29 protein-coding genes are annotated in these 26896 nt (G+C 58.6%); 13 read left to right on the top strand and 16 right to left on the bottom strand.

Features of this window, described 5'->3' with window-relative positions; genetic code table 11:
• The 7 genes from EI185_RS04330 to guaB form a co-directional block, all read right to left on the bottom strand.
• A partial coding sequence (locus tag EI185_RS04330; RefSeq protein ID WP_133372247.1) for an MCP four helix bundle domain-containing protein occupies window positions 1-939 on the bottom strand: 939 nt, incomplete at its 3' end.
• Between the two features lie 45 nt (window positions 940-984).
• The gene (locus EI185_RS04325) at window positions 985-1623 is read right to left on the bottom strand and encodes a chemotaxis protein CheW (protein ID WP_124703900.1); all 639 of its coding nucleotides are present in this window, start codon (window positions 1621-1623) and stop codon (window positions 985-987) included.
• A 12-nt stretch (window positions 1624-1635) separates the two neighbouring features.
• Complete coding sequence (locus EI185_RS04320; protein ID WP_124703899.1) at window positions 1636-3093, bottom strand: CheR family methyltransferase; 1458 nt, start codon at window positions 3091-3093, stop codon at window positions 1636-1638.
• Window positions 3093-3590, bottom strand: a complete 498-nt coding sequence (locus EI185_RS04315; protein WP_223247659.1) for a chemotaxis protein CheW — start codon at window positions 3588-3590, stop codon at window positions 3093-3095. Before EI185_RS04315 ends, EI185_RS04320 begins: the two co-directional genes overlap by 1 nt.
• A gap of 313 nt (window positions 3591-3903) precedes the next feature.
• Window positions 3904-4167 (bottom strand): TOTE conflict system archaeo-eukaryotic primase domain-containing protein, encoded by a 264-nt coding sequence (locus EI185_RS04310; RefSeq protein WP_124703898.1) that lies wholly within the window; start codon window positions 4165-4167, stop codon window positions 3904-3906.
• 481 nt (window positions 4168-4648) lie between these two features.
• Entirely contained in the window at window positions 4649-6214 is a 1566-nt protein-coding gene (gene guaA, locus EI185_RS04305) for a glutamine-hydrolyzing GMP synthase (protein ID WP_124703897.1), read from the bottom strand.
• A gap of 83 nt (window positions 6215-6297) precedes the next feature.
• Window positions 6298-7761 (bottom strand): IMP dehydrogenase, encoded by a 1464-nt coding sequence (guaB, locus tag EI185_RS04300; protein ID WP_124703896.1) that lies wholly within the window; start codon window positions 7759-7761, stop codon window positions 6298-6300.
• Between the two features lie 193 nt (window positions 7762-7954).
• Here guaB and EI185_RS04295 point away from each other — a divergent pair, with 193 nt between their 5' ends.
• Window positions 7955-8302: a hypothetical protein gene (locus EI185_RS04295; protein WP_370685755.1), complete on the top strand. Its 348-nt coding sequence runs from the start codon at window positions 7955-7957 to the stop codon at window positions 8300-8302.
• 78 nt (window positions 8303-8380) lie between these two features.
• Here the strand turns inward: EI185_RS04295 and EI185_RS04290 are convergent, their stop codons facing one another.
• Window positions 8381-8710, bottom strand: coding sequence for an RnfH family protein (locus EI185_RS04290; protein ID WP_124703894.1), 330 nt, complete (start codon window positions 8708-8710; stop codon window positions 8381-8383).
• The gene (locus EI185_RS04285) at window positions 8707-9144 is read right to left on the bottom strand and encodes a type II toxin-antitoxin system RatA family toxin (RefSeq protein WP_124703893.1); all 438 of its coding nucleotides are present in this window, start codon (window positions 9142-9144) and stop codon (window positions 8707-8709) included. Before EI185_RS04285 ends, EI185_RS04290 begins: the two co-directional genes overlap by 4 nt.
• A gap of 55 nt (window positions 9145-9199) precedes the next feature.
• Here EI185_RS04285 and smpB point away from each other — a divergent pair, with 55 nt between their 5' ends.
• Window positions 9200-9646 carry an SsrA-binding protein SmpB gene (gene smpB / locus EI185_RS04280; protein ID WP_124703892.1) on the top strand — a complete coding sequence of 149 codons (447 nt, stop codon included), beginning with the start codon at window positions 9200-9202 and terminating at the stop codon, window positions 9644-9646.
• Window positions 9647-9657: 11 nt separating this feature from the next.
• Here the strand turns inward: smpB and EI185_RS04275 are convergent, their stop codons facing one another.
• Together EI185_RS04275 and EI185_RS04270 are read right to left on the bottom strand one after the other, a co-directional pair.
• On the bottom strand, window positions 9658-12150 hold the full coding sequence (locus EI185_RS04275; RefSeq protein WP_124703891.1) for an ABC transporter permease: 2493 nt from the start codon (window positions 12148-12150) through the stop codon (window positions 9658-9660).
• Window positions 12147-12836, bottom strand: a complete 690-nt coding sequence (locus tag EI185_RS04270; protein WP_124703890.1) for an ABC transporter ATP-binding protein — start codon at window positions 12834-12836, stop codon at window positions 12147-12149. Before EI185_RS04270 ends, EI185_RS04275 begins: the two co-directional genes overlap by 4 nt.
• On the opposite strand from EI185_RS04270, the gene EI185_RS04265 reads away from it, so the two are divergent.
• Together EI185_RS04265 and EI185_RS04260 are read left to right on the top strand one after the other, a co-directional pair.
• Entirely contained in the window at window positions 12835-13458 is a 624-nt protein-coding gene (locus EI185_RS04265) for an arylesterase (RefSeq protein WP_124703889.1), read from the top strand. The genes EI185_RS04270 and EI185_RS04265 overlap by 2 nt on opposite strands.
• Before the next feature lie 93 nt (window positions 13459-13551).
• The gene (locus EI185_RS04260) at window positions 13552-13746 is read left to right on the top strand and encodes a hypothetical protein (protein WP_124703888.1); all 195 of its coding nucleotides are present in this window, start codon (window positions 13552-13554) and stop codon (window positions 13744-13746) included.
• Between the two features lie 13 nt (window positions 13747-13759).
• Here the strand turns inward: EI185_RS04260 and selD are convergent, their stop codons facing one another.
• Window positions 13760-14821 carry a selenide, water dikinase SelD gene (gene selD / locus EI185_RS04255; protein WP_124703887.1) on the bottom strand — a complete coding sequence of 354 codons (1062 nt, stop codon included), beginning with the start codon at window positions 14819-14821 and terminating at the stop codon, window positions 13760-13762.
• A gap of 51 nt (window positions 14822-14872) precedes the next feature.
• Here selD and mnmH point away from each other — a divergent pair, with 51 nt between their 5' ends.
• A complete protein-coding gene (gene mnmH, locus EI185_RS04250) occupies window positions 14873-15922 on the top strand; it encodes a tRNA 2-selenouridine(34) synthase MnmH (RefSeq protein ID WP_124703886.1) in 1050 nt (349 codons plus the stop codon).
• Window positions 15923-16124: 202 nt separating this feature from the next.
• Window positions 16125-16565 carry a host attachment protein gene (locus EI185_RS04245; protein ID WP_124703885.1) on the top strand — a complete coding sequence of 147 codons (441 nt, stop codon included), beginning with the start codon at window positions 16125-16127 and terminating at the stop codon, window positions 16563-16565.
• A gap of 33 nt (window positions 16566-16598) precedes the next feature.
• Here the strand turns inward: EI185_RS04245 and thpR are convergent, their stop codons facing one another.
• Genes thpR through ispD form a run of 3 tightly spaced genes read right to left on the bottom strand, consistent with a single transcriptional unit; the run spans window position 16599 to window position 18307 of the window.
• The gene (gene thpR / locus EI185_RS04240) at window positions 16599-17138 is read right to left on the bottom strand and encodes an RNA 2',3'-cyclic phosphodiesterase (protein WP_189836274.1); all 540 of its coding nucleotides are present in this window, start codon (window positions 17136-17138) and stop codon (window positions 16599-16601) included.
• Window positions 17128-17619, bottom strand: a complete 492-nt coding sequence (gene ispF / locus EI185_RS04235; protein WP_124703883.1) for a 2-C-methyl-D-erythritol 2,4-cyclodiphosphate synthase — start codon at window positions 17617-17619, stop codon at window positions 17128-17130. Before ispF ends, thpR begins: the two co-directional genes overlap by 11 nt.
• Window positions 17612-18307, bottom strand: a complete 696-nt coding sequence (ispD, locus tag EI185_RS04230) for a 2-C-methyl-D-erythritol 4-phosphate cytidylyltransferase (protein ID WP_124703882.1) — start codon at window positions 18305-18307, stop codon at window positions 17612-17614. The genes ispF and ispD overlap by 8 nt, the downstream gene beginning before the upstream one ends.
• Before the next feature lie 135 nt (window positions 18308-18442).
• Here ispD and amrB point away from each other — a divergent pair, with 135 nt between their 5' ends.
• Genes amrB through EI185_RS04200 form a run of 7 tightly spaced genes read left to right on the top strand, consistent with a single transcriptional unit; the run spans window position 18443 to window position 25934 of the window.
• Window positions 18443-19255, top strand: coding sequence for an AmmeMemoRadiSam system protein B (gene amrB, locus EI185_RS17945; RefSeq protein ID WP_189836273.1), 813 nt, complete (start codon window positions 18443-18445; stop codon window positions 19253-19255).
• Window positions 19245-19808 (top strand): AmmeMemoRadiSam system protein A, encoded by a 564-nt coding sequence (gene amrA / locus EI185_RS17940; RefSeq protein ID WP_189836272.1) that lies wholly within the window; start codon window positions 19245-19247, stop codon window positions 19806-19808. Before amrB ends, amrA begins: the two co-directional genes overlap by 11 nt.
• Entirely contained in the window at window positions 19793-20896 is a 1104-nt protein-coding gene (gene amrS / locus EI185_RS04220; RefSeq protein ID WP_370685754.1) for an AmmeMemoRadiSam system radical SAM enzyme, read from the top strand. Before amrA ends, amrS begins: the two co-directional genes overlap by 16 nt.
• Before the next feature lie 60 nt (window positions 20897-20956).
• Window positions 20957-21616 (top strand): dienelactone hydrolase family protein, encoded by a 660-nt coding sequence (locus EI185_RS04215; RefSeq protein ID WP_124703881.1) that lies wholly within the window; start codon window positions 20957-20959, stop codon window positions 21614-21616.
• 42 nt (window positions 21617-21658) lie between these two features.
• Window positions 21659-22375 (top strand): ABC transporter ATP-binding protein, encoded by a 717-nt coding sequence (locus EI185_RS04210; protein ID WP_124703880.1) that lies wholly within the window; start codon window positions 21659-21661, stop codon window positions 22373-22375.
• A complete protein-coding gene (locus EI185_RS04205; RefSeq protein ID WP_124703879.1) occupies window positions 22372-24732 on the top strand; it encodes an ABC transporter permease in 2361 nt (786 codons plus the stop codon). Before EI185_RS04210 ends, EI185_RS04205 begins: the two co-directional genes overlap by 4 nt.
• A 2-nt stretch (window positions 24733-24734) precedes the next feature.
• Window positions 24735-25934: an efflux RND transporter periplasmic adaptor subunit gene (locus EI185_RS04200; RefSeq protein WP_124703878.1), complete on the top strand. Its 1200-nt coding sequence runs from the start codon at window positions 24735-24737 to the stop codon at window positions 25932-25934.
• 263 nt (window positions 25935-26197) lie between these two features.
• On the opposite strand, the gene EI185_RS04195 is transcribed toward EI185_RS04200, so the two are convergent.
• Window positions 26198-26821, bottom strand: coding sequence for a phosphoribosyltransferase (locus tag EI185_RS04195; protein ID WP_124703877.1), 624 nt, complete (start codon window positions 26819-26821; stop codon window positions 26198-26200).
• Window positions 26822-26896 lie beyond the last annotated feature (75 nt).

The following is a 26896-nucleotide window of genomic DNA, read 5'->3' as shown; positions in this document are numbered from 1 at the left end:
CTTGACTTCCTCAACCGTCGCCGTGGTCTCGCTCACCGCACTGGCTGTCTCGGCCGCGCCGGAGGCAACCTGGGTGGTGGTGGCTAAAATCTCGCTTGAGGTCGAGGCCAGTACCCCAACCCCTTCATTAATCTCGCGTGTGAGCCGCCGCAGATTTTCGACCATCCCGTGGAAAGTGCGCCCAAGGGTACCGACTTCATCGGCACGATCGTTTTCCGGGACGTTGACGGTAAGATCGCCTGACGCTACTCGTTCGGCAACATCCGAGATCGCGCGCAGCGGCTGGACTATAATCCGGTTGAGAAGCAGTACCATAGCCAGTCCGAGCAGCATCGCCGCGATACCCATGAAGACGAACAGGCGCACCATCTGCTGCGTCCAGCGCTCGGATTCCGCCACGGCGGCGCGCGCCTTTTCCACCGCTGAGTCGCCCAGCTCCTGGGCAATGACGCGTATCTTGCGGTAGCGTTCCTCCTGGATGCCTAGCGCCAGCGCCTTGGCTTCGTCTGTCTTGTTTGCATAGATCAGCGGGATGAGCTGGTTGTCGCGCGTCTGCGTGAACGCCTCGCGTATTGTCTTGAGCTTGTCGAGCTGGGCAAGCAGCCCTGGATTGTTGCGGTTGCGTTCCAGCAGTTGCTGCGTGGCCGTGGCGATTTCCTTGCCGCGCTGCTCGATATTCTGATGCCAGCCATCCTGATCGGAGTGCTTTGTCGCCATCATCATGCTGAACAGCGCGGCCCGCATGCCGTTCTCGTCCGAGCGAATGTTCAGCAGATCCACGGCGTTGGCAAATTCCTTCTGGTAGAGACGCTTTTGTGACGCCTGGATCGCCGTGATACCGAGATAAGCAGCCACGATCACAATTGCGAGAAAAACGAGCATCAGCCCGAATCCGGCGAAGAGCTTGCCGCGCGTTTTCAAATTGAGGAACCATTTCATCACTGTTCTCCTTGTTGTTCTGTCGAGCCTGGAACCATTTGTCCGCTACCGATCCACCTGCTCCTGCACGATGATGTTCGCGTCGGACAGGAGTTTTTCCGCATCTAGAATGACTGTCCGATCAGGCGTCACGCCCCGCAAATACGCTGCCCGGATATCCGTGAGCGTGGGCAGGGATGACTGAATATCAGCGATAGGGATGCGGCGCACGCCGGTAATCGCATCCGCCAGGATGCCGAAGAGCATGTTTTCGGAGCGGAGCACGATGACCTTGTTGAGATCGGTCAGCCCTTGCTCCGGCAACTCGAAAAATTTCCTGATGTCGATGACCGAGAGTATCTCGCCGCGCAGGTTGATGATGCCGAGTACAAAGTCCGGCGTGCACGGCAGCGGCGTGAGATTTTCCAGGGGATAAACCTCCCGGACATAACGCGACTCGACCGCGTAGCGTTCGTAGGCCAAGAGAAATTCCACGACCTCGATGCGCGCATTGGCGGCTTCTTCCGGCACGGGTTCCCGGGCCAGCGCCTGCGCTCTTGCCTTCAGGATGCGTTGCGTCTCTTCGGGTGGCGGCGTCGATCCACGCTCGATCGCGGCGCGCGTGGCCGCCATGCGTCGCTCTATATCGCGCCAGTCGACGGCCGTTTTTTTCTGTTCTCGCGACGCTGGCTTAGGTGTATTCATGCCTTATTCCTCTCATACGCCGACCGCTGCAGCGCGCGGCAGGCTGGACAGCACGGATGTGATGATCTCGACAAGCCGGCCGGCGCTCAGCCCGTCCGACTCGGCGAGGGGTTCGTCGCGCGGGTGCCGATGCAGGAGCGCGAGGGCATTTCTGAAATGCCGCTCCGCCTCGCGGTGGCGGCCCTGCGCCAGACGCAGGTTACCCAACCCGAAATGCGCGAGTACGAAATCGGGATCGAGATAGAGCGCGCGCATCAGCGCCTGTACGGCGAGGTCGTAGTGGCCCTGCTCCTGCCGGATGGTGGCGAGGAGATACGGGTGCGCGGGATTCAGCTTGTCGGCGGCGACTGCTTTTTCGCACCATTCGGCCGCTTCGGTGAGCTTGCCCTGGTTGGCACAGGCCCGCGCCGTGCGGGACGGCGCTGCGTTATCATTCACCTCGACCAGAGGTGCTTCGCCTGGTTGCTCTGCCGGGCGATCCAAACTCAACAGCGCTTCGTGCAATGGGATAGAGAGGATTGCATCCCCAACCAGGTATTCCGGCGGCAAGGTCTCGGGCAATAGGCCGGGTACCGCAGCGGGGCAAGTAGTTGCGACAGCCGGCGATTCCGAGTTGGCGAGTTTGCGGTAGAGAACAGCTCCGGGAAAGCTGACGACGGCAAATCCGGAAAACAGGCTGGTCGAGGTTTCCACGGGGCTGACGATGAGCCACCCGCCATCGACGAGCGAGCGGTGGAAGTTCTCGATGACCTGCTTCGCACGCGCCGCGGTGAAATACATCAGTACATTGCGGCAGAAGATCACGTCCATTGCGTTGGTATTGTTGGTGAGCGAAGGGTAAACGTCGTCGGCGAGGTTGAGGTAGGATAATGTCACCCGTTTGCGGATGCGCGGCAGGATCTCGAAGGGCGCATTTTTTCCATGTTTGAAATGACGCGCCCGGATCCAGGCCGGCGTGTCGCGGAACGACCATTCGCCGTACACTCCTGCTGCCGCCTTGCCCAGGAACGCCGGGTTGATGTCGGTGGCCAGGATGGTGATATTCCATTTTTCAGGGTCGGGGATTAGTTGGTCGAGGAGCATGGCGATGGAATAGGCTTCCTCGCCCGTGCTGCAACCGGCGCTCCAGATGCGCAACCGCGGTTCGCTGTGCTCGCGTGCATGCAGCAACGCCGGGAGGATGTGTTGTTCGAGCGCCTCGAAGCTCCGCTTCTCGCGGAAGAAATAGGTTTCGCCCACGGTCAAATGACTGGCGAGGGTCTCGATCTGGCTGCGCGTCAGGGGTGCGGACAACAGCCAGTGCGCGCATGCTTGCGCATCCGGCAGGCCGAACTGGCGGGCGGCTGCGGCGATCCCACGCTCCAGGTCACTCCAGCGTTTTTTCGGGAAATACAGCCCGGTCTGTACGGCTAGGAAATCGCTCAGGCTGGACAAAAGCGAATCGGGAAAAGGAGGGCGTATGTTCTGCATCAAAGGGGTGACATGGCCTGATCCAGAAATACATCTTCTTCCAGGGAGAGAAACTGTTCCAGATTGTAGATCAGGATCAAGCCATCCTTGAGCTTCGCCACACCTTGAACATATTCAAGCTCGGGCAGGATACCCTCCGCCACGACCAGTTCCCGCGCGGTGCATTCGACGACACCGGTCACCGTATCCACCACCAGCGCCACCTGCCGCCGCGCCGTGTGGATGATGACGAGTTGGTCGGTGAGGGCGATATCCTGTTGCGGCAAGCCAAAACGCTTGCGCACATTGATAACCGGGATCACTTCTCCGTGCACATTGACCACACCATGCACGATGTCCGGTGCCTTCGGCAACGGGGTAATCTCCACCACACGCACCACCCTGTCCACCACCGGCAGATACAGGGCACAGCGCTGATCGTCCAAAGCAAAAACCAGGAGTTGATCCGGTTTTTCCATAATCGCCGGCTCGGCGTTCATGGATAATGAAGCGGCCATCTCGTTGCAGAAAAATAAAGTGATGCGGGCAAAACAGTCATGACATGTCCCCCTATCTCTTTCGTAATACTAGCCTGAATTTTGCAAAATAAAAGGAGAATAACGCGGTAAATACTTGATGTAATGCATTTTATATAAAAATGCTTTGTAAAAAAAGCGTGCTGGTACTTGGCCCTGCTCCCATTTTTACTACAAAACAACTCCCCGATTTCCGCACGCTGCGAGTTTCGCGGCTCAGCTCAAACGACTGCGGCGCACCGTCAAACGGCAACGCACGATCTGGGAATCGTCCTGCGCGAGATTCACCGCAAGCTCACCACTGTAGATTTGCATCGAATATTGACCCACCCTCGGTCTTGCTCTCCCAGCGGATCGGGTAGACATCCGTACGTCCCCGGAACAACCTGCGAAACAGCGCCACCTTCTCGTCCGTGGAAAGCCGCGAGGGCTCCGGCGTCGAAGCTGGCGGTACTACATGCCCAGGCTGCGCGCGCCATTGAATGCCGTTCGCTTCCAGCAGGGCGATCAAGCGGGCGTTTTCAGCCTTCAAATCCGCCGATGGATCGCGATCAATCATGGACTCAGTACTCGGTAATTATTGTCCCGGATGATAGATTTCGGATACCAGAAGGATACAAATTTTTCGACTGACATCATATTTATCACGCAGTTCGTTTCTCCTCGAGGGACGAATTGAGCGAAAAACATCGATATTTACAGCTCAGTAAACATGTACCGGAACGCCACTACGAGATACACAAGCTCGCCGAAGCGTTTTTAGTTTGTATGTCGCTCTTGTTTGGTTTTACCGTCTGAAGCCACACGGATACGACGGTAAATGCAGACACCGAGATTTCAAGAAAAAATCTACCGTCAGGTTTACCGTCAAATCTTCGCGCTGCATGCACGAACCGCCGACAGGCGACGGGCACGAATCCTTTCGACATCAATCGCTTACCACCGAAAATCCGCGCAATTGACGATGTAACAGAATTGATCGTCAAAAACAAGAAAGCCAATGATAATACTGAATAAATTATTGTCGCTTCGGATTCCCGTCACTCCCACTCGATGGTGGCCGGTGGTTTTCCAGAAATATCATAAACCACTCGATTAATGCCTCGTATCTCATTGATAATACGGTTGGAGACCTTGCCAAGCAGGGTATAAGGCAGTTCTGCCCAGTGCGCTGTCATGAAATCCTGGGTTTGAACAGCGCGCAGCGCGACTACGTAATCATAAGTTCGCCCGTCACCCATTACACCGACGGATTTCACCGGCAGAAATACGGCAAAAGCCTGGGAAGTTTTTTCATACCAGCCACTTGCGCGCAATTCTTCAATAAAAATTGCGTCAGCGCGCCGCAGTAAATCAGCATATTCCTGCTTCACTTCACCGAGTATCCGCACACCTAAACCAGGGCCCGGGAAGGGGTGACGGTAAACCATGTCATGTGGCAGGCCGAGCGCAATGCCGAGTTCGCGTACTTCGTCCTTGAACAGTTCGCGCAGTGGTTCCAGCAGCTTCAGATGCAGGCTTTCCGGCAACCCGCCCACGTTGTGGTGGGATTTGATGGCGTGCGCCTTTTTGGTCTTGGCGCCGGCGGATTCGATCACGTCCGGGTAAATGGTGCCTTGCGCCAGCCATTTCGCATTGGGCAGTTTGGCGGATTCGCGCTGGAATACTTCCACGAATTCACGGCCGATAATCTTGCGCTTCTGCTCGGGCTCGGTAACGCCGGTCAAATGTTTCATGAATTCCGTGCTGGCATCCACGTGGATGACTTTCACCCCCAGATTTTTGGCGAAAGTTTCCATCACCTGTTCAGCCTCGTTCAGGCGCAGCAGGCCGTTGTCCACGAACACACAGGTAAGCTGCTCGCCAATGGCACGATGCAGCAGCGCCGCTACTACCGAGGAATCCACGCCGCCAGACAAACCGAGAATAACCTCGTCGCTGCCGACCTCAGAGCGCACCCGGCCTATTGCTTCTTCCACATAGTCGGGCATGTTCCAGTCATAACCAATCCCGCAAATGTCGTGTACAAAGCGCGCAATGATGGCCTTGCCTTGCAAGGTGTGAGTAACTTCGGAATGGAATTGCAAACCGTAGAAACGGCGTGTTTCGTCTGCCATACCGGCGATGGGGGTGGCCGCGTTGCTGGCAATAATCTTGAAACCTTCGGGGAGCACAGTGACTTTGTCGCCATGGCTCATCCACACATCGAGCAGGCCATGACCGGCTTCATTTACACGGTCCTGGATGTCGCGCAGTAGCGCTGAATGCCCTTGCGCTCGCACTTCCGCATAACCGAATTCGCGCTGCATGGAATTTTCCACGGCACCGCCGAGTTGCGCGGCCATGGTTTGCATGCCGTAGCAGGTACCCAGCACCGGCACTCCCAATTCAAATACCACTTGCGGCGCACGCGGAGTCTCTTCCTCGATAACCGAAGCGGGGCCACCTGACAGAATAATACCGGCCGGATCAAAGGCGCGGATAAACGCTTCGTCTACGTCATATGAGTGAAGCTCACAATAAACGTTGGTTTCCCGAACCCTGCGTGCAATGAGTTGGGTGTATTGGGAACCGAAATCGAGAATAAGGATTTTTTGGTGGGCCATATGGAATTTTTTACGACGCGAACACGAAGGCTCCGAAACTCACAAGAAAGAAACCGGCTCTTTCTCGTGCTTCCGGAGTGAGGTTATGAGTCAATGCGGTAGTTGGGCGCTTCTTTGGTGATCTGCACATCATGGACATGCGACTCACGCACGCCGGAAGAAGTGATTTCCACGAATTCGGCACGCGCATGCATATCCGCCACGGTGGCACAACCCAGATAGCCCATGCTGGAACGTACCCCGCCCATCAGCTGGTGAATTACCGCGAGCATGCTGCCCTTGTAGGGCACTCGACCTTCGATACCTTCAGGCACGAATTTGTCTGCGGCTTCGTTGTCCTGGAAATAACGGTCGCTGGAACCTTTTTGCATTGCCCCCAGCGAACCCATGCCGCGATAGGATTTGTACGAGCGGCCCTGGAACAACTCGATCTCTCCCGGCGCTTCTTCGGTACCGGCAAACAGCCCGCCTAGCATCACCGTGTGTGCGCCAGCGGCAAGCGCCTTGGCGATATCGCCGGAATAGCGGATCCCGCCGTCAGCAATCAATGGCACGCCGCTGTCCTTCAACGCTTCAGCCACATTGTGAATGGCGGTAATTTGCGGCACGCCTACGCCCGCTACGATGCGTGTGGTGCAGATCGAGCCGGGGCCGATGCCAACCTTGACTGCATCGGCGCCATGATCCACCAGTGCCAGTGCAGCCGCTGCCGTGGCGATATTGCCGCCGATCACCTGGATATGAGGGAAGTGGGTCTTGACCCATTTGACGCGATCCAGAACACCCTTGGAATGGCCGTGCGCCGTGTCCACTACAATCACATCCACGCCGGCTTCGGACAGTGCCGCTACACGCTCTTCGGTACCCGCCCCTACGCCGACTGCGGCACCCACACGCAGATGACCCAGACTGTCCTTGCATGCATTGGGATGCTCCGAGGATTTCTGGATATCTTTTACCGTAATCAGGCCACGCAGCTCGAACGCATCATTGACCACCAGTACGCGTTCCAGGCGATGCTTGTGCAATAAGGCCAGCGCTTCTTCACGGCTGGCGCCTTCCTTGACAGTCACGAGCCGCTCCCGTGGCGTCATGACGTTGCTGATGGTCTGGTCGAGATTGGTCTCGAAACGCAAATCGCGGTTGGTGACAATACCCACCACCTTGCCTGTTGCATCCACCACCGGCAGGCCGGAAATGCGATGACGACGAGTGATTTCCAGTACATTGCGCACGCTCATGTCAGGGGAAATCGTGACTGGGTCTTTAACCACGCCGGACTCAAACCGTTTGACGCGCGACACTTCAAGCGCCTGCAGCTCGGCCGTCATGTTCTTGTGTACGATACCCAGACCACCTTCCTGAGCCAGGGCAATCGCCAGGCGTGCTTCGGTCACCGTATCCATAGCGGCCGAGACGAGGGGGATATTAAGGGTGATAGTACGTGTCAGGCGGCTTTGCAGGCTAACATCGCGAGGCAGAACATCGGAGTGCGCGGGGACGAGCAGAACGTCGTCGAAGGTTAGCGCTTTTTGAACGACACGCATGATTATTTTGTTCCTGTGCAAAGCGCTATTATACGGCAACTCGATATTATGCGGAAAGCCTGGGTAGAGGTGGTAAATACCTACCAAACATTGCAAAAGCATTTGACGTATGGCGTATGAATAGTTATGTTTGCATCAACTGGCGCAGTGTTCGGTTAGATTCGCTAATTACAAACCAGATAGCAGAGGAGATTTGAAGATGACGAAACTTTTAATTGCTTTGGCGAGTGCAGGTTTATTGACGCTGGGTGGCTGTGCCAGTACGTCCAATGGCACAAGCGGTACCCAGGCTTCGGCTCAGACCACCCCCGGCATCAGCGCTTCGGCCCAGACAGCGCTAAAGCAGGCTGAAAGTGATGTCGGCGCTTCCAAGAAAGACGGGAACGAATGGACGACAGCTGCAGCCGCATTAAAAAATGCGCAGGATGCCGCCAAAAAAGGGGATAGCGACGCTGTGCTGAAAAATGCCAAGTTTGCCAGCGAGCTAGCCAAGCTGAGCGTCGCTCAGTTGAAATACCCTACTACCGACGTATTTAAATAAGCGGCATCTGTTCAAGCCATTAAAAACGGGCGCATCGGCGCCCGTTTTTATTTAATGGTGCATATTTTTGAAGCCGCCTCATGCGTCTTCGTTTTTTTCCAGTTCTCCCCCCCCTTTTTTCATTGCTTTGCCCTCTTCGGCGCGCTGGCGCCTGACCTCCTTGGGATCGGCAATCAGCTTGCGATAAATTTCCACGCGATCCTTGTCGCGCACTGTGGTTTCGGGTTTGGTCAGTTTGCCAAAAATACCAATTTTGTTTTGCTTGAGGTCGATTTCCGGAAATTTTTCCAGAATGCCCGAGCCTTCGATGGCCTGCAGCGCTGTCGCGCCCGCATGTAACCTGACCGGCAGAATTACCTGGATGTCGGGCTTTGCATAGGCAACCTCCACCATTATTTGTTCGCTCATGATGCTCCGTATATTTGTTCTGCGCGCTGGATGAAAGATTCGACAAAGCTATTGGCAATATAGCTGAAAACCGGCCCGAGCACTGTATCCAGCAACTTGTTGGAAAATTCATAGTTCAGCATGAATTCAATCTTGCAGGCATCTTCGGTCAGTGCTTTGAAGTGCCATTCCCCGTCGAGTTTCTTGAATGGCCCATCGAGTAGTTTCATCTTGATGAGATGCGGCGGCTGATTGAGATTTTCGGTAGTGAAGTGCTGCTTGATGTGCATATAGTCAATATGAATGGTAGCTATCGTAGTGAGGCCGTCGCGCAATTTCACCTCGGTGCCACCGCACCAGGGTAAAAATTCACGGTAGTGCTCCACCCCATCTACCAGCTCAAACATTTGCTGGGCAGAATGCCCGACCAGCACGCTTTTGTTTACAACTGCCATCGTCAGCCTTGCATGTAAAAACTGGTAAAATACACGATTGACGCCGGAAAAACCAATGAGCATCGCGCAGAACAAAAAAGCCTTCCACGATTATTTCATCGAGGACAAATACGAAGCCGGCCTGATATTGGCAGGCTGGGAGGTGAAGGCCATCCGCGCCTCGCGCGTGCAGCTGAAAGAAGCTTATGTGGTCATCAAGAATGGTGAAATATTTCTGATCGGCGCGCATATCAGCCCGCTGGCCACCGCTTCCACCCACGTCCATCCGGACGCCACACGCAGCCGCAAACTGCTGTTGCACGCCGAAGAAATCAGCAAGCTCATCGGCAAGGTGGAGCGCGCCGGGTACACCCTGGTGCCGCTGGATATGCACTACAAGCGTGGCCGCATCAAGCTGGAAATCGGCCTGGCCAAAGGCAAGAAACAGCATGACAAGCGCCAAAGCGCCAAAGAACGTGAAACCGATCGTGAAGTACAGCGCGCCATGCGTAATAAAGTCTAGTCGGACAATCCCTAAACCGCTGCGCGCAAGGTCGCAAGCGGCGCTTCCCTGCTAATCCCCCACAACCCGGCCACTCCGGCCAGTGCCACACCCGCGCTACCCAAACCCATTGCGGAAATCCACAGCATCGGATTGAAATGGTATGGCAAGTTGAATACTTCGCTGCTTAAGGCCCAGCCAATTGCGCTCGCCCCGGCTGCAGCGAGCAGGCCGGCCAGCAAGCCAATCGCGGCGAATTCAGTCACCTGTGCTACCAATAATTGCCCGCGTCGCGCACCGAGTACGCGCCACAGCGCGGTTTCCAGCGCACGCTCGTCGCGAGTAGCGGCGAGTGCTGCGTATAACACCACCAGGCCTGATGCGAGGCTGAATATGAACACGAACTGCACCGCTGCGGTAACGCGGTCGAGCATATCCTGCACCGTCTTCATGATGGCAGACACGTCGATGACAGTCAGATTGGGATAGGCCTTGACCATTTCATTCAACACGTCAGACTGCTGTGCGGGAAGATAAAAGCTGGTGATGTAGCTGGCAGAAATATTCTTCAGCAGGCTACTGTTGGCGATCACAAAAAAATTCACCCGGAAGCTGTCCCAGTTGACTTTACGCAGACTGGTGATATGCGCGGAGACAGGCGTGCCGCCCACGTCGAAACTCAAACTGTCCCCCAGCTTGAGATGCAATTTTTCCGCGATGCCCTGCTCTACTGAAAATTGCGGCGCGGCGTTGGCGCTATTCCAGCCGTAGCCCGCAACCAGCTGATTGCCTTGTTGCATCAACCGGTCGGCATAAGACAAGTTGAACTCGCGCTCCAGCAGGCGCCGGGTCTGCTGGTCGGCATAGGCCGCTACATTCACTGCATGCCCATTAATGGCCGTCAGCCGCCCGCGTATCATCGGATAGAGAGTCGCCTCAGCCTGTCCGTGACTACGGAAAAAAACCTGCAGTGGCGCAACCTGATCCGGCTGGATGTTGATGACAAAACGGTTAGGGGCATCCGCAGGCAAGGTGGCGCGCCAGTTGTTGAGCAAATCACCGCGCACCACGGTGAGCAGCAGCAATGCCAGCATCCCCAGGGTAAAGGCGGAAACCTGGATCACGCTGCCGCCGGCACGGCGGCGCAGGTTGAGCAGGCCCTGGCGCCAACTGCCCCGGCTGCGTGCACCCAGCCAACCTGCACCGAGCACCAGCAGCCATGCCAGCAACACGGTGAGCAGCAGGGTTGCACCCATGCCAGACAGCACCATCAAGGTGAGTCGGGTATCGCGTACCTGCCAGAACAGCAATGCCGTCAGCGCTGCCAGCCCGGCCAGATAACTGGCCGCGCCGAGCGCGTCGAACGCCATGCCATCACGGCGCAAAATGCGTAATGCCGGGGTGCGCCGCAGCGCAAAAAGAGTGGGCAGGCTAAACCCCGCCAGCAATACCAGACCTGCAAGCGCGGCCTGTAAAAAGGGCAAGCCATTGGCGGGCGGCAATACCAGGTTGGCCAGCTTACCCAACAGCCCCGCCAGCACCATCTGCCCGGCATAACCCAACGCCACCCCGGCCAGCGCCGCCAGCACGCCAAGCACGGCAATTTGCACAGCATATAGTGCGACGATATTGCGCTGGCTGGCGCCAAAGCAGCGCAACAGTGCACAGGCATCCAGGTGACGGCGCAAAAAATGTCGTGCCGATAGCAAAATCGCGACGGCCGCCAGCATTGCTGCCAGCAGCACCGCCAAGCCCAGATAGCGCTCGGCCTTGTCCAGCACATTGCGGATTTCCGGCCGCGCGTCGCGCACACCCAGCACACGCTGACCGCGCTCCAGGTGTTGTGCCAGCCAGTTTCGATAAGACTCCACCGCCTTGCTCTCGCCCGCAATCAGCAGCCGATAACCCACGCGGCTGCCCGGCTGGATCAAACCGGTGGCAGGCAAATCAGCCTGGTTCATCAACAGACGCGGGGCCAGATTGAAAAAATCTCCACCACGATCCGGTTCATTGGTGAGAATCGCCGCCACTTTGAGTTGGCTGTAGCCGACCTGTATGGATCCACCCGGCGCCACCTGCAATTCATTCGCCAGACGCGCTTCCAGCCACACACTGCCCGGGCGGGGAATGCCATCGGCAGGATGGTCCGCACCGAATGCCGCATCGGCAATACGTAGCGTGCCACGCAGTGGATAGCCGTTACTCACCGCCTTGATCTCGGCCAGTCGGCTCTGCTGCGGCGTGCTCACCATGCTCGGGAACAACGCGGTCTGCGCCGTTGCGAGCCCGCGCCGTTGCGCCTCGGCAATCAACCTGGCGGCGGGTACATGATCCGATACCAATACCATATCCGCGCCCAGCAAGCGATTGCTTTCCTGGCTCAAAGCCAGATGCATGCGCACTGTGAAGGCATTCACCGAGGCCAGCCCGGCCACGGCAATCAGAACAGCCAGCACCAGTACGCGCAATTCGCCGGCGCGCCATTCGCGCGCCAACATGCGCAATGCCAGGCGAACAATATTCATGCGCCGATTTCCAGATGCCCGGCACGCAGTTGCAAACGGCGGCCACAGCGCCCGGCGAGTTGCGTATCGTGTGTGACGAGAACCAGCGTAGTGCCTTGCTCGCGGTTGAGTTCGAACAGCAATTCAATCACGCGCGCGCCGGTTTCCGCATCGAGATTGCCCGTGGGCTCATCCGCCAGCAGCAGCGCCGGTTTGACCGCAAATGCGCGGGCGATGGCCACGCGTTGTTGCTCGCCGCCGGAGAGTTGCTGGGCGCGGTGACGCTGGCGCTCGGCCAACCCCACCCGTTCCAGCCAATGCTGGGCACGCGCCCGCGCATCGGAGGCGCCGTTCAATTCCAGCGGCAGCATTACATTCTCCAGCGCGGTCAACATGGGCAGCAACTGAAACGACTGGAACACAAAGCCAATCAATGCACCACGCAGCCGGGCTCGGCCATCCTCATCCAGCGACCCAAGCGCTTGTCCGTCCAGCCACACTTCGCCCTCACTGGGCAGGTCCAGCCCGGCCAATAAGCCCAGCAAGGTGGATTTTCCCGAGCCGGACGCACCTACAATGGCAACTGATTCACCGCGCCGGATGTCGAAGCTGGCAGGATGCAGAATGGTCAGCGCTACGCCGTTCAACGCGACTTGCTTGGCAACACCGGCTGCACGCAGAATGAATGTATTAATGGGAGTGGTCATGAATTTTAGAAAAATTTTACTGTTGTTATGTCTTGTCGTATCCGGCGCCGCGCAGGCAGCGCCAGTCATTCTGGTATTCGGCGACAGTCTGTCGGCGGGCTATGGTCTCGAAACCAGCCAGGCCTGGCCCAGTCTGCTGCAACAGCGACTTAACCATAACAAACAAAACTGGCGCGTGGTCAATGCCAGTATCAGCGGCGAAACCAGCGCCGGGGGTCTGGCACGCCTGCCTGCCGCGCTGGTACAGCAAAAGCCCGCAATCGTCATTCTGGAACTGGGCGCGAACGACGGCCTGCGGGGATTGTCCCTGACTGCGATGCAGCATAATCTGGATGCGATGATCCTCCTCATTCAGCACACTGGAGCACGTGTACTGCTGGTGGGCATACACCTGCCGCCCAATTACGGCATGGCTTATACGGAAAAGTTCCTACACACCTATGAAACGCTTGCCCAGCAACGTCATGTTGCATTGTTGCCATCCCTTCTCAGTGGTATCGAGACAAAGCGCGAACTTTTCCAGGCTGATGGTTTTCATCCTATCGCCTCTGCGCAAAATCAGGTTCTGGACAATGTTTGGAAATCCTTGCAACCCCTATTGACCGCCAGACGTCTACGATGAACCATGAATTTTTAATTTGCGTAACTTATTCAATAATAGAGTGCTATCATTTGAAAAGTGATGAAATCTCGACAATAAATAATGGGGCACTTGATGCAAAAAGCCACCAAAAAGCCAGGAAGTTATGAAGTAGAGTTCATACCCCTCGAGCGGCGTATGTGCGAGCGGCGCAGTCTGGCCGCACCGCTGGAGCGGGAGCCCTATTTGGGTGTGGATCGCCGCGCTACTGGCCGCCGGCAGGAAGATGACGGCACCAGTACCGCGTTTCCATGGCAGCGCCTGATTTGAAATAGCGGTGGGTTTAACGCACCGTCACCCTGGCTGGCCCAGCTTGCATGCCACCTATCACGCAAGCCTGATCGAAGCCCTCTTCCCGAAACACTGCCAAAACCTCAGCCACCACTTCAGGCGCACACGCCACCAACAGGCCGCCACTGGTTTGCGGATCGCTTAACAGCTTATGTTGCCAGTCGGGCATGTGCGCCGGGATCTCCACATCGTGACCGTAGCTATTCCAGTTACGCTCGGCAGCGCCCGTAGCATAACCTTGCTGCGCCAATTCGCGTGACACACTCCAGAATGGCAATTGGTCGAATTGCACTGTGGCACCCATTTTGGAACCCCGACAGATTTCAAGCAGATGGCCTAACAGGGCAAATCCGGTCACGTCCGTCATTGCGTGCACGCCAGGCATTTCCGCCAGACGGCTGCCGGGGGTATTGAGCTGTGTGGTGCTGGCCAGCATCTGGCGGTAGCCTTCCGCGGACAGCTCGCCTTTTTTCAGCGCGGCACTCATTACACCGACGCCGAGCGGCTTGCCGAGCACCAGCACATCACCGGCGCGAGCCATGTCGTTACGCTTGATCCGGTCGGGGTGCACGATACCCAACACCACCAGACCGTAGATGGGTTCGGGCGCGTCGATAGAATGCCCTCCCGCGATAGGGATGCCCGCCGCAGCACACACCGATTCACCACCAGCGAGGATTTGCTGGATGGTTTCGACTGGCAACTTGCCGATCGGCATGCCGACAATGGCCAACGCGAAAATCGGCTTGCCGCCCATGGCGTACACGTCGGAAATGGCGTTGGTCGCGGCAATGCGGCCAAAATCAAACGCGTCATCCACAATCGGCATGAAAAAATCCGTGGTGGCAACGATCGCCTGGGTGTCGTTGAGCTTGTATACGGCGGCGTCGTCGCTGGATTCAGTCCCTACCAGCAGTTCCGGCGGCAGCAAGCGCGCAGCACCGGAATTGGCCAGGATTTGGGACAATACTGCCGACGCGATCTTGCAGCCGCAGCCGCCGCCGTGGGAATACTGGGTCAGGCGGATAGGCTCGGGCGCCAAGGAGTCGTTCATTGTTGTTACCCTCTCGTATAAACTGCGCGATTCGCTTGATCGCAAACACTCATGAAATCTGTACCCCTCGCAAACGTAGCACAGCTCGCCGAATTTGACGAGATTATCGACGTGCGCTCGCCCGGTGAATATACCGAGGACCATATTCCAGGTGCCCTGAATTTCCCGGTCCTGGATGATGCCGAGCGCGCGCGCGTGGGCACGATATACAAGCAGGTTTCCGCATTCGAGGCCAAAAAAATCGGTGCGGCGCTGGTGTCACGCAACATCGCCCGCCATATCGAGGATTCTTTTGCCGACAAACCGCGTGGCTGGAAACCGCTTATCTATTGCTGGCGCGGAGGCAGCCGCAGCGGCTCGCTGGCGCATGTTTTGAAACAGATCGGCTTTGACGCCGCCCAGATGGATGGCGGTTATAAAGCTTACCGTCGCACAGTGGTGGCCGAACTGGATAGCCTGCCTGGCCGTTTCGATTTCCGCGTGGTGTGCGGACCGACCGGTTCCGGGAAAAGCCGCTTGCTGCAAGCGCTGCAGGAATCCGGTGCGCAGGTGCTCGACCTGGAAGGACTCGCCGCACATCGCGGCTCGGTACTGGGCAATCTGCCGGATGCAGCGCAACCGCCGCAAAAAATGTTCGACAGCCAGTTGTGGTGGACACTTCAGCACTTCAACCCCGGCCGCCCGGTGTATGTGGAAGCAGAAAGCAAAAAAATCGGTTTGCTGCGAGTACCCGATGCGCTGCTGGCACGCATGCATGAGGGTGGCTGCGTGCGTGTTGAAGTAGCAATGCCGTTACGGGTAGTCCTCCTCAAGGAAGAATACGCCCACTTTTTAGCCAACCCTGCTGCCCTCAAGGAAAAGCTCGATTGCCTGGTTGGCCTGTATGGCCATGAGATCATTGCGCGCTGGAACGCACTGGCCGAACAGGGTGCATGGGACGAACTGGTGCTGGCTTTGCTGGAAAGGCACTACGACCCCGCTTACAGCAAGTCCACGTTGAAAAATTACCCTCATTACGCCGACACGATGCCGATTGTGGTGGAAGATATCAGCCCGGCCGGTTTCCTCTCGACGGCGCAACGCATCCTAGAACAGCCTTGACGGGTTGGATTGAGGTGCTAGCTTTAAAGCGTAACACTTTCGTAAACCAGAAAATCCAACAAACTTGACTTGACCGCACTTTAATCATGAAATCAACTGGCAGAATGCGCGCTTCCTGTCTTGCAGGCAGGCGAGAGTAGCTGGTTGCGACGCGCGTCGGTTCAATGTTTTGCGGGTTTAATTACTGAAGAAAAGAGGAACCATGACCACAACCTGGATCGTTGTTGCAAATGCAAGTCTAGCCCGCCTCTATATCAATAATGGCCCGAAACAAGGTCTACAACTCCTCAAAGAACTCAACCACCCTGAAAGCCGCGAAAAAGCATCGGAACTGGTCTCTGACCGGCCAGGCCATAATCCGGGCACGGGAAATGGGCACGGTTCCTTTGTTCCCGCCACCGATCCCAAGCAACATGAAGCCGAGCGTTTCGCCCAGGAATTATCGAAAGAACTGGAATGCGGGCGTGCTTCCAACCACTATGAGCGCCTTATTATGGTGGCATCGTCGCCGTTCATCGGCGTGCTCAACCAGCGCCTGACCGGGCACGTGCGCAATATGGTGAGCGACACCATCGAGAAAGATTACACCCGCGCCACGCCGAAGGAACTCTCCGGGCATCTGGAACACTGTATCTATCTTTGATCGACTCCCCCTCGCCCGCTGCGGACGAGGGATTCACCCCAGCGGCCAGCGCCGCATCACGCGGTAGTTCGCTCCCCCGGCAGCGATTTCGGATTGCACCAGAACAAATTCTCGCACCTGCCAGTCTAGCGCCACCGGCGGTTGTACCAGTTGTTTGCAGCGGGCTTTTCGCAACAGTGTAATGTGCGGAACGAACGGCTTGCTGTCGTCAAAAGCCAGGCCGGCGTCGTTGAGTACGGCATGCAAACGGCCGACCAGGGTGGTAAGCGCCTCGGGCGGCTGGCTTGCGCCTGCCCAGAGTAGCTGATTACGGCGCCAGTAGCCGAGCTGATCGACTTGCCAGTCGAATGCCGGCGTATCGACCCGTGCCGCTGCGGCGTATAGCGCCTCTATTCGGTCAGCCGGCAGTGCCGCGATAAAAGCCAGAGTGAGGTGGATGGTTTCCGGACGCACGGCACGCCCGTCGCAATCGGGGTTGAGGGCGTTTCCCAGATTGTGCAGTGCGGTTTGCAGCGCACTGTCCGGCCACAGCGCAAAAAACACGCGCAGCGTGGTGGCTTGTTTATCCGCCACCGCGCCGTGCCAACAAACACACGGCTTCCGCAGCGATACCTTCGCCGCGTCCGGTGAAACCGAGTTTTTCAGTGGTGGTGGCCTTGACGTTGATCGCATCCGGCCCCACGCCCAAATCATCGGCGATATTTGCCTGCATCAGCGCAATATGCGGCGCCATTTTGGGCGCCTGGGCGATGATGGTGGAATCCACGTTCACCACGCGGTAACCGCGTCCAGTCAACAGATGCGCTACTTCGCGCAGCAGGTGGCGGCTGTCGATGCCCTTGAAGCGGGCGTCGGTATCGGGGAAGTGACGGCCGATGTCGCCCAGCCCCGCTGCGCCCAACAGCGCGTCACAGATAGCATGAAGCAGTACGTCTGCGTCGGAATGTCCGGCCAGACCCAGCGGATGGGCAATCTCCACACCGCCGATAATGAGCTTGCGCTGCGCTGCGAAGGCGTGAACGTCGAAGCCATGCCCAATGCGTAAATCAGTCATCCGGGTTCTCCAGGATCAAACGCGCCAGATAGAGGTCGCGCGGATAAGTCACTTTGAAATTGCTGTTGTCCGCCACCACCAGCAAGGGGCGATGCCCCAGTGCCTCGATGGCGCGCGCCTCGTCGGTGGGTACAGCATCACGCACCTGGTGCAGGGCTTGCAGCAGCATGGCATGGCGGAACATCTGCGGGGTTTGCGCCTGCCATAGCCCTTCGCGCGGTTCGGTCGTGCACACATGCCGGCCGGCATCGGCGCGCTTCAGCGTATCTGCCACCGGCACCGCCAGCAAGCCACCTACCGGGTCGGCGCCCGCCTCATCCAGCAAGCGCTCGAGTTGGGCTGCGGAAAGGCAGGGGCGCGCGGCGTCGTGCACCAGCACCCAGTCGTTTTCCGCCACTTCCTCCGCCATCGCCGCCAGCCCATTGCGCACGCTGTCGGCACGCGCGGCACCGCCGCAGCGCAATACGCTTAACCTGGGCGCGAATTCGCGCCAGTCGTAATCGTCCCAGTAAGCATCTTCAGGCGAGATCACCACATACACCCGGCGGATGCGCGGAGAACCGGCAAGCCTCCGCAATGCATGGTAAATCATCGGCTTGCCGGCAAGGTCAAGGTACTGCTTGGGCAGCTCTCCGCCCATGCGGGCGCCACTGCCCGCCGCAGGAATCAGTGCGTAATAGTCAGACATGTGGGCGATGCGCAAAGAAACGGATTATCCGGCGGGATGCTCGGCCTCTGCAAGCAATGCAATTTATGAAGGCATTATTGTCTTAATGGTATTTGTCTCCATATTGGAGTCATTGGATTAAACGAGGAAGCAAACATGTCCGCAACCACCCGCCCGGCAGCAGTCGCCGGGCTATTCTACCCGGCCGATGCCACACTGCTGGCTGGCCAGGTACAAGCGCTGCTGGAGAACGTCCACACTACAGAGGAAATGCGTGCGCCCAAGGCCTTGATCGTGCCTCACGCCGGTTATAGCTATTCCGGCGCCATCGCCGCCAGCGCCTACGCCCGGCTGCGTCCGCTGCGCGGCAAGGTGCGCCGCGTGGTATTGCTGGGGCCGGTACACCGGGTGCCGGTACTGGGCCTGGCAGTACCCAGCGTACAGGCTTTTGCAAGTCCTATGGGAGAAGTGCTGCTGGATACCATGGCTTTGGCTGCATTGGCCGATCTGCCGCAAGTAGTGGTGGATGACCGCTGCCACGCCCAGGAACACGCGCTGGAGGTACACCTGCCTTTTCTGCAAAGCGCGCTGGGCGAATTCAAGCTGGTGCCGCTGGCGGTAGGCGACGCCAGCGCCGCGCAGGTGGCCGAGGTGATCGAGCGGCTATGGGGCGGCGACGAAACCCTGATTGTGGTGAGCTCAGACCTTTCCCATTACCTGCCCTATGCCACCGCACAAAGCGTGGACACCGACACCGCCCGGATGATACTCGGCCTGCGTGGCGACCTTGATTACAACCAGGCCTGCGGCGCCACGCCGGTGAATGGCCTGCTGCTGGCCGCCCGGCATCATGGGCTGCAAGTGGAACTGCTCGACTTGCGCAATTCCGGGGATACGTCCGGCGACAAAAGCCGGGTGGTGGGCTACGCTGCCTTTGCCTTTTACGAGGATGAAAACCATGACCGCTGAACTGGGAACAAGCCTGCTTGGTATTGCCCGCGCGACGATTGCCGATGCCCTGGGTAGTGCGGCGCGTGCGGATGAATCCGCACCGCGCTTGCACGCACCCGGCGCCAGCTTCGTCACGCTGACCCAGCAAGGTGAACTGCGCGGCTGTATCGGCACGCTGGAGGCGCACCGTTCGCTGCTGGCAGACGTCAAAGCCAACGCACTGGCGGCGGCTTTCCGCGATCCGCGTTTCGAACCATTACAGCACACGGAACTGGATATTACCGAGGTGGAGGTGTCGCTGCTCTCAGCCATCCAGCCCATCGCTTTCACCAGCGAGGTGGACGCGCTGGCTGCATTGCGCCCCGGCATCGATGGCGTGGTGCTCGAATACCGTCACTACCGCAGCACCTTTCTGCCGCAGGTGTGGGAGCAATTGCCGGAGCCGGGAATGTTCCTGGCCCAGTTGAAGCGCAAGGCCGGTCTACCAGCAGATTTCTGGGCAGAGGATATCCGCCTGTCGTGCTATAGCGTAAGCAAATGGAGGGAGAGCGAGTTATGGGCACCCCAATGACGGTCGAATCCGGCTACCCCGCCCGCTACTGGCATTTTATTGAAGACGGCCGCATTCAATGCGATCTGTGCCCGCGCGACTGCAAGCTGCATGAGGGGCAGCGCGGCGCCTGTTTTGTGCGCCAGCGCGTCGGCGACCAGATGGTTCTGACCACTTACGGGCGCTCCTCGGGCTTTTGCGTTGACCCGATCGAGAAGAAGCCGCTCAATCACTTCTATCCGGGCAGCAGCGTGCTGTCGTTCGGTACCGCCGGTTGCAACCTGGCGTGCAAATTCTGCCAGAACTGGGATATCAGCAAATCAAAAGACATGGACAGGCTGATGGATCAGGCCTCACCCGCAGCCATCGCCGACGCGGCCGAGCAATACGGCAGCAAGAGCGTGGCTTTCACTTACAACGATCCGGTGATTTTTGCCGAATACGCCATGGACGTGGCGGATGCCTGTCATGCGCGCGGCATCAAAACCGTTGCGGTGACCGCGGGCTATATGCACGATCAGCCGCGGCGCGACTTCTACGCCAAAATGGATGCCGCCAACGTCGACCTGAAAGCCTTCACCGAGGATTTTTACTTCAAGCTCACCGGCTCGCAATTGCAGCCGGTGCTGGATACGCTGATATACCTCAGGCACCACACCGACGTGTGGTTCGAGATCACCACCCTGCTCATCCCAGGCAAGAACGACTCGGATGAGGAACTCAGCGCCATGAGCCAGTGGATCATGCGCGAACTGGGGCCGGACGTGCCGTTGCACTTCACCGCCTTCCACCCTGACTACAAAATGGAAGACCTGCCGGCTACCCCGCCCGCGACGCTCACGCGCGCCCGCGACATCGCCCTGCGCGCCGGTCTGCGCTACGTTTATACTGGCAATGTATACGATCCGGCCGGCGGCACCACCGCTTGCCCCAGTTGCCACGCGCCGCTGATCGTGCGGGACTGGCATCAGATCATCCAGTACCGGCTCACCCCGGAAGGCCATTGCCCGGATTGCGGCGCCCAGGTAGCCGGTCGTTTCGAGGCATTCAGCGGCCAGTTCGGACGACGGCGCATTCCCATCGCCATCAACATGCAGCGCGCGGTTTGATTTAATTCTTCAGTACGTCATCAGACGCGCGCAAAATTGACTGTGAAAGGGAGACACACCATGACAACCAGCAAACTGGAGCAACTGGTACACATCCCGGCAGACGACGTGCACATCGAGGGCATGCTGGAATTACCGGAACACGCGGCGGGCATCGTCCTGTTCGCCCATGGCAGCGGCAGCAGCCGTCACAGCCCACGCAACAACTACGTGGCACGGATACTGCGCGAAGCCGGAATGGGCACGCTGCTGATGGACCTGCTCACGCGCGAGGAGGACAGTGACTACCAAACCCGCTTCGACATTCCCCTGCTGACCCGGCGCCTGCTTGCCGCCACGGCCTGGGTGAAAAATCACGCCGATTGCCGCAGCTTGCCTCTCGGCTATTTCGGCGCCAGCACGGGCGCCGCTGCTGCGTTGCAGGCCGCCGCCCAACCGGGCGGAAAAATCGCCGCTGTCGTATCGCGCGGTGGACGCCCCGACCTGGCCGGAACTGACGCGCTAAGCCGGGTAACCGCCCCCACCCTGCTGCTGGTGGGCGGGTTCGACGACGTGGTGATCGAACTCAACCGTCGCGCCGCCGCACACCTGCAATGTCACCAGGAATTGATCATCATCCCCGGCGCCACCCACCTGTTCGAGGAACCCGGTACGCTGGAGGAAGTGGCGCGCCAGGCGGCAGCGTGGTTTGGGCATTACTTCAAATCTCCGGCCAGCTGAGCTATAAACAAATCCTCCAATAAATAAATACAAGGGGTGAACATGCAGCCAGCACCCCCAGCCGTGTTTGTCGCCCATGGTCTGACCAAAATCTACCGTATGGGCGAAGTCGAAGTTCCGGCGCTGCGCGGAGTGGATCTGGAAATCTATTCCGGCGAATTCGTGGTGTTGCTGGGGCCATCCGGCAGCGGCAAATCGACCCTGCTGAATATTCTTGGCGGCCTCGATACACCTACCAGCGGCGAGGCGCATTGGCGCGACCATGATCTGGCAAAATCCGACGAGCGCGAACTGACCCGCTACCGGCGCGAGCACGTGGGTTTCGTGTTCCAGTTTTACAACCTGATTCCCAGCCTCACCGTACGCGAGAACGTGGCACTGGTAACCGATATATGTCCGCATCCAATGGATGTGGACGAGGCCATCGGCCTGGTGGGCCTGAGTGAACGCGCCAATCATTTTCCTTCCCAGCTTTCCGGCGGCGAACAGCAGCGTGTAGCCATTGCCCGCGCCATCGCGAAACGACCCGATGTGTTGCTTTGCGACGAGCCGACCGGTGCACTGGATTACACAACCGGCAAGGTGGTGCTGGAAGTGATCGCCAGAATCAATCAGGAATTCGGCACCACTGCAGTGGTCATCACCCACAATGCAGCCATCGCAGGCATGGCGGACCGGGTGATGCGGCTTGCTGACGGGCGCATCACCAGCGTCGAACACAATCAGAACAAACTCAGGCCTGCGGAGTTGTCCTGGTGAACCTGCTCGACAAAAAGCTGCTGCGCGATCTCTGGCGCATGCGCAGCCAGGCATTCACCATCGCACTGGTGGTGGCAGCAGGCATTGCCGGTTTCATCGGCTCGCTTTCCACCTACGATTCGATGCAGTGGTCGCGCGCAAGTTATTACGACGCCGCACGCTTCGCCGATGTGTTCGCCGAGTTGAAGCGCGCCCCGAAAGCAATCGAACGCAGGATCGCGGAGATTCCCGGTGTGGCGGATGTGCAAAGCACCGTGCAGTTCGACGTGACGCTGGATATACCCGGCATCGCCGAGCCGGTGGTTGGACGCATGATCGGCCTGCCGGAAGGGGGGCAGCCGCGCTTGAACCGGATATTCATCCGCCAGGGGCGCATGCCGGAAGCCGGGCAAGCGCATGAAGTTGTGGTGTCGGAAGGGTTCGCCAGCGTACGCCATCTCAAACCCGGCGCTACGCTTGCCGCCTTGATCAACGGCAAGCGCGAAACATTGAAGATCGTCGGCATCGGGTTATCGCCGGAGTATGTTTTTGCCACCCGCGGCGGCGCGTTTCCGGACGACCGCGGCTTCGGCGTGCTGTGGATTGACCGTGTCCATCTCGCCACAGCGTTCAACATGGAAGGCGCGTTCAATCATGTCGCGGTAAAGCTTGCGCCGGGCGCTTCCGAACGTGTTGTGATCGATGCGCTTGATCGCCTGCTCGAGCCCTATGGCGGGCTGCATGCGTACGGACGTAGCGACCAGGTATCCAACAAAATCCTGACGCAGGAAATCGGCCAGCAAAAGGTAATGGGCACCACGCTGCCGCTGCCTTTCTTCGGTGTTGCGATATTTCTGCTCAACGTGGTGTTAAGCCGCATTGTTTCCACCCAGCGCGAACAAATCGCTGCGCTCAAGGCACTCGGTTACGGCAATGCAGCGATCGCCACGCATTATCTGAAATTCGTCCTGGTCATTACGATGCTGGGCATCGTCATCGGTGTTTTGGTCGGCGCCTGGTTCGGCCATTACATGACCCGCATGTACACGGATTTTTTTCACTTCCCGCACCTGGCTTACCGCATGCAACCCTGGATCCCTCTGCTCGCGGGTGGCATCAGTCTGCTGGCCGCCGTTGCAGGCGCGCTGAGCACCGTGCACCAAGTCGTGGTGCTGGCGCCGGCGCAGGCGATGCACCCGCCGTCCCCGCCGCGTTACCGGAAAATGCTGCTGGAACGCCTGGGACTGGTGCACTGGCTTTCTCCGGCGGCTCGCATGGTGATCCGCAACATGGAACGGCACCCGCTGCGCGTACTGGTGACCATTTTCGGCATTGCCATCTCGGTGGCGGTCATTTTGTCCGGCACTTTCTGGCGCGATGCGGTGAATTACCTGATCTACGTGCAGTTCGAGGCAGTGCAGCGTGCCGACGCGGAAGTGGTTTTCAATGAGCCGATGGCCGCCCGCGTGCGCCACGAAATCGCGCATGCTCCCGGCGTGCGTGAAACCGAAGTTTCGCGCATTGTGCCGGTGCGGCTGGTGTCGGGCCACCTGTCGTATCGCACCGTGATCCAGGGCATTCCACAGGACGCGCGTCTGCACCGCCTGCTCGACGCGAACTTGCGCAGCGTGCCACTGCCACGTGCTGGAATCCTGCTCACCGACCGCCTGGCGCAGCGCCTCAACGTACATGCCGGCGACACATTATGGGTCGAGTCGCTGGAAAGCACGCGGCGCAAGCGCGAAGTCGTGGTCGCCGGTACAGTAGGGGAGCTGATCGGCCTGTCGGCGTACATGGAGATCGGTGCGCTCAACCGTTTCATGGGCGAGTCCGATGTGGTCTCGGGTATTTCGGTGGCGCTCGACAAAAGCCGTGAGAAAGATTTTTTTGCCTATCTTAAAGGACACCCCAAAATCGCCACCTCGGGGAGCAAGACGGCCATGCTGCAAAGCTTCAAGGAAACCTCGGCAAAAAACGTGTTGTTCTTCACCACGATATTCACTGGCTTCGCTGCAGTGATCGCGTTCGGTGTGGTGTACAACAGCGCGCGCATCGCGCTTGCCGAGCGTGCCTGGGAGCTCGCATCGCTGCGCGTACTGGGCTTCACACGACGCGAAGTTTCTGCCTTTTTACTGGGGGAACTCGCCATCGAAATCGTGCTGGCTATTCCGCTGGGGTTTCCGCTGGGTTACTTCATCGCATGGGGTTTGATACAACTGATGCCGCACGAAACCCTGGTGCTGCCCGTCATTATTCAACCCGACACATATGCCTATGCAGGCATCGCGATTCTGCTGGCGGGCACGGTCAGCGCACTCATCGTGCGCCACCGTGTGGATCGCCTCGACCTGGTCGCCGTACTCAAAACAAGAGAGTGAACATGAATAAAATCTGGATCAAACGTGGTTTGCTGATACTGCTCGGCCTCGCCGCCATAGTAGTGCTGATCTGGGCGTTTCGCCCCCAGCCGGTGGCGGTGCAGGTGGCGCAAGTCACCCGTGGCAGCTTCCAGCAACTGATCGAGGAAGACGGCAAAACCCGGGTACGCGAGCGCTATGTCGTATCCGCACCGGTGGCGGGCAAGTTACAGCGTATTGCGCTCAAGGTCGGCGACGAGGTCAAGCCGGGCATGCTGCTGGGCGTCATCGAACCCGCTGCGCCTGCGCTGCTCGATGCACGCACCGAGCGCGAACTGAGCGCACGGGTCGGTGCGGCCGAGGCGAGCCAGGCACGCGCTGATGCAGGCGTGGCAAGGGCTCAGTCATCCCTGGAAAAATCCCGTGCCGATCTCATGCGTAGCCGAGCCTTGGCCGTCCGCGCTTTTATTTCCCCTGCCCAACTGGAACAGGCTGAACTCGCGGCGCAACTCGCTACCCGCGACCTGGAGGTGACCAGGCATGCCGCCCGCGCTGCAGGATTCGATACTGCCGCCGCCCGCGCTGCAGTGCTGCGACTGCATAGCGATGGCGGCAAGACGGCAGATCGGCAATGGATGCTGCGCGCTCCTGTTGCCGGACGGGTGCTAAGAGTCATGCAGGAAAATGAGGGTGTGGTCGCCATTGGCACGCCGCTCGTGGAAATCGGCGCGCCGGGCGATCTGGAAGTGGTGGTGGATGTGCTCACCACCGATGCCGTGCAGATCGTGCCAGGTGACGCTGTGCGCATCCAGCGTTGGGGGGGCGGCGAGTCCCTGCAAGGACGCGTGCGCCGGGTCGAACCGTCCGCCTTCACCAAGGTTTCCGCATTGGGCGTGGAGGAGCAGCGCGTCAATGTCATCATTGATCTGACTTCCCCACCGCAACAATGGCAGGCCTTGGGCGACGGCTACCGGGTTGAGACTGGCATCATCATTTTCAATACGCCCGATACGCTGAAGGTGCCGGTGAGCGCGTTATTCCGCAAGGACGGACAGTGGCAGGTATTTGTGATATCTGCGGGCCGTGCCCGATTGCGCAAGGTGGAAATTTCGCGCCAGAATGGCAGCGAAGCGATGGTAAGCAGCGGCTTGCAACGGGGAGAACAGGTTGTCGTATATCCGGGGGATGGCCTGACAGACGACAGCCGCGTGACAGTGCGCTAGTGTACTGTTTCACACTAAACGGCTCTTACAGAGCCACCCAAAAACGCCCTGACAAGGCGCGGCGCGCAGGCAATGGCCATTCCCTTGTCAAGCGCCGCAACGCGGGCAGGGCGTTTTTGGGTGGCTCCCTGCGGGCGCGCCCCTGATGGGTCATCTGCGGCGTTGCGTTTACTTGCCATAGAACAGCTATGGCTGTGCAAACGCGCCTTGCAGCTGACCCATCAGGGGAACGCTGTAAGTGCTGTTTAGTGTGAAACAGTACACTAGCGTCGCAGAATCTCTACCACCTCCTCATCCTCCACCTGCGGGAAATCGCTGTAGAACTGCCCGACTGCCTGAAAGCTGAAGGGGGTTTCCAGACACACCACGTCATCGGCGTATAGCCGTACCCGGTCCACGGTATCCACAGGCGCCACGGGTATTGCGCACACCAGCCTGGCGGGCTTGCGCTCGCGCAAACCATGCAATGCGGCGATCATGGTGGCGCCGGTGGCCAGGCCGTCGTCCACCACGATGACGATACGCCCGGCCGGATCGAAAGGGGGGCGCAACGGCGTATATTCGGCACGCCGGCGGCGTATGGTTGCCAGCTGGCGCTGCTTTTCCTGCTCGATGTATTCCGGTGTGGCGCCCGCCGCTGCGGCTGAATCGGACACGTAAGTCCAGCCCGATTCATCCACCGAACCAATGGCGTATTCCGGATTGAACGGTGCGGGCAACTTGCGTACCAGGACCACATCCAGCTCCCCGCCCAATGCATCCGCAATGATGCGCCCCATCGGCACGGCGCCGCGCGGGATCGCCAGTACCAGCGGATGCATGTCCTGGTATTGGGAAAGTGCGGCCGCCAGTTGGTATGCGGCCTGGTTACGGTCAGTAAACAGCATGTCTTACCCCTGAAAAAGATGGACCATCACTTTTTAAGCATAGCCCTGCCAGCGGTTATTTCCAGCACGAAAAGT

The sequence above is a fragment of the Sulfuriferula multivorans genome (assembly GCF_003851125.1).
In the GTDB taxonomy this organism is placed as follows: Bacteria; Pseudomonadota; Gammaproteobacteria; order Burkholderiales; family Sulfuriferulaceae; genus Sulfuriferula; species Sulfuriferula multivorans.
This window is presented reverse-complemented; position numbering and strand designations above follow the sequence as displayed.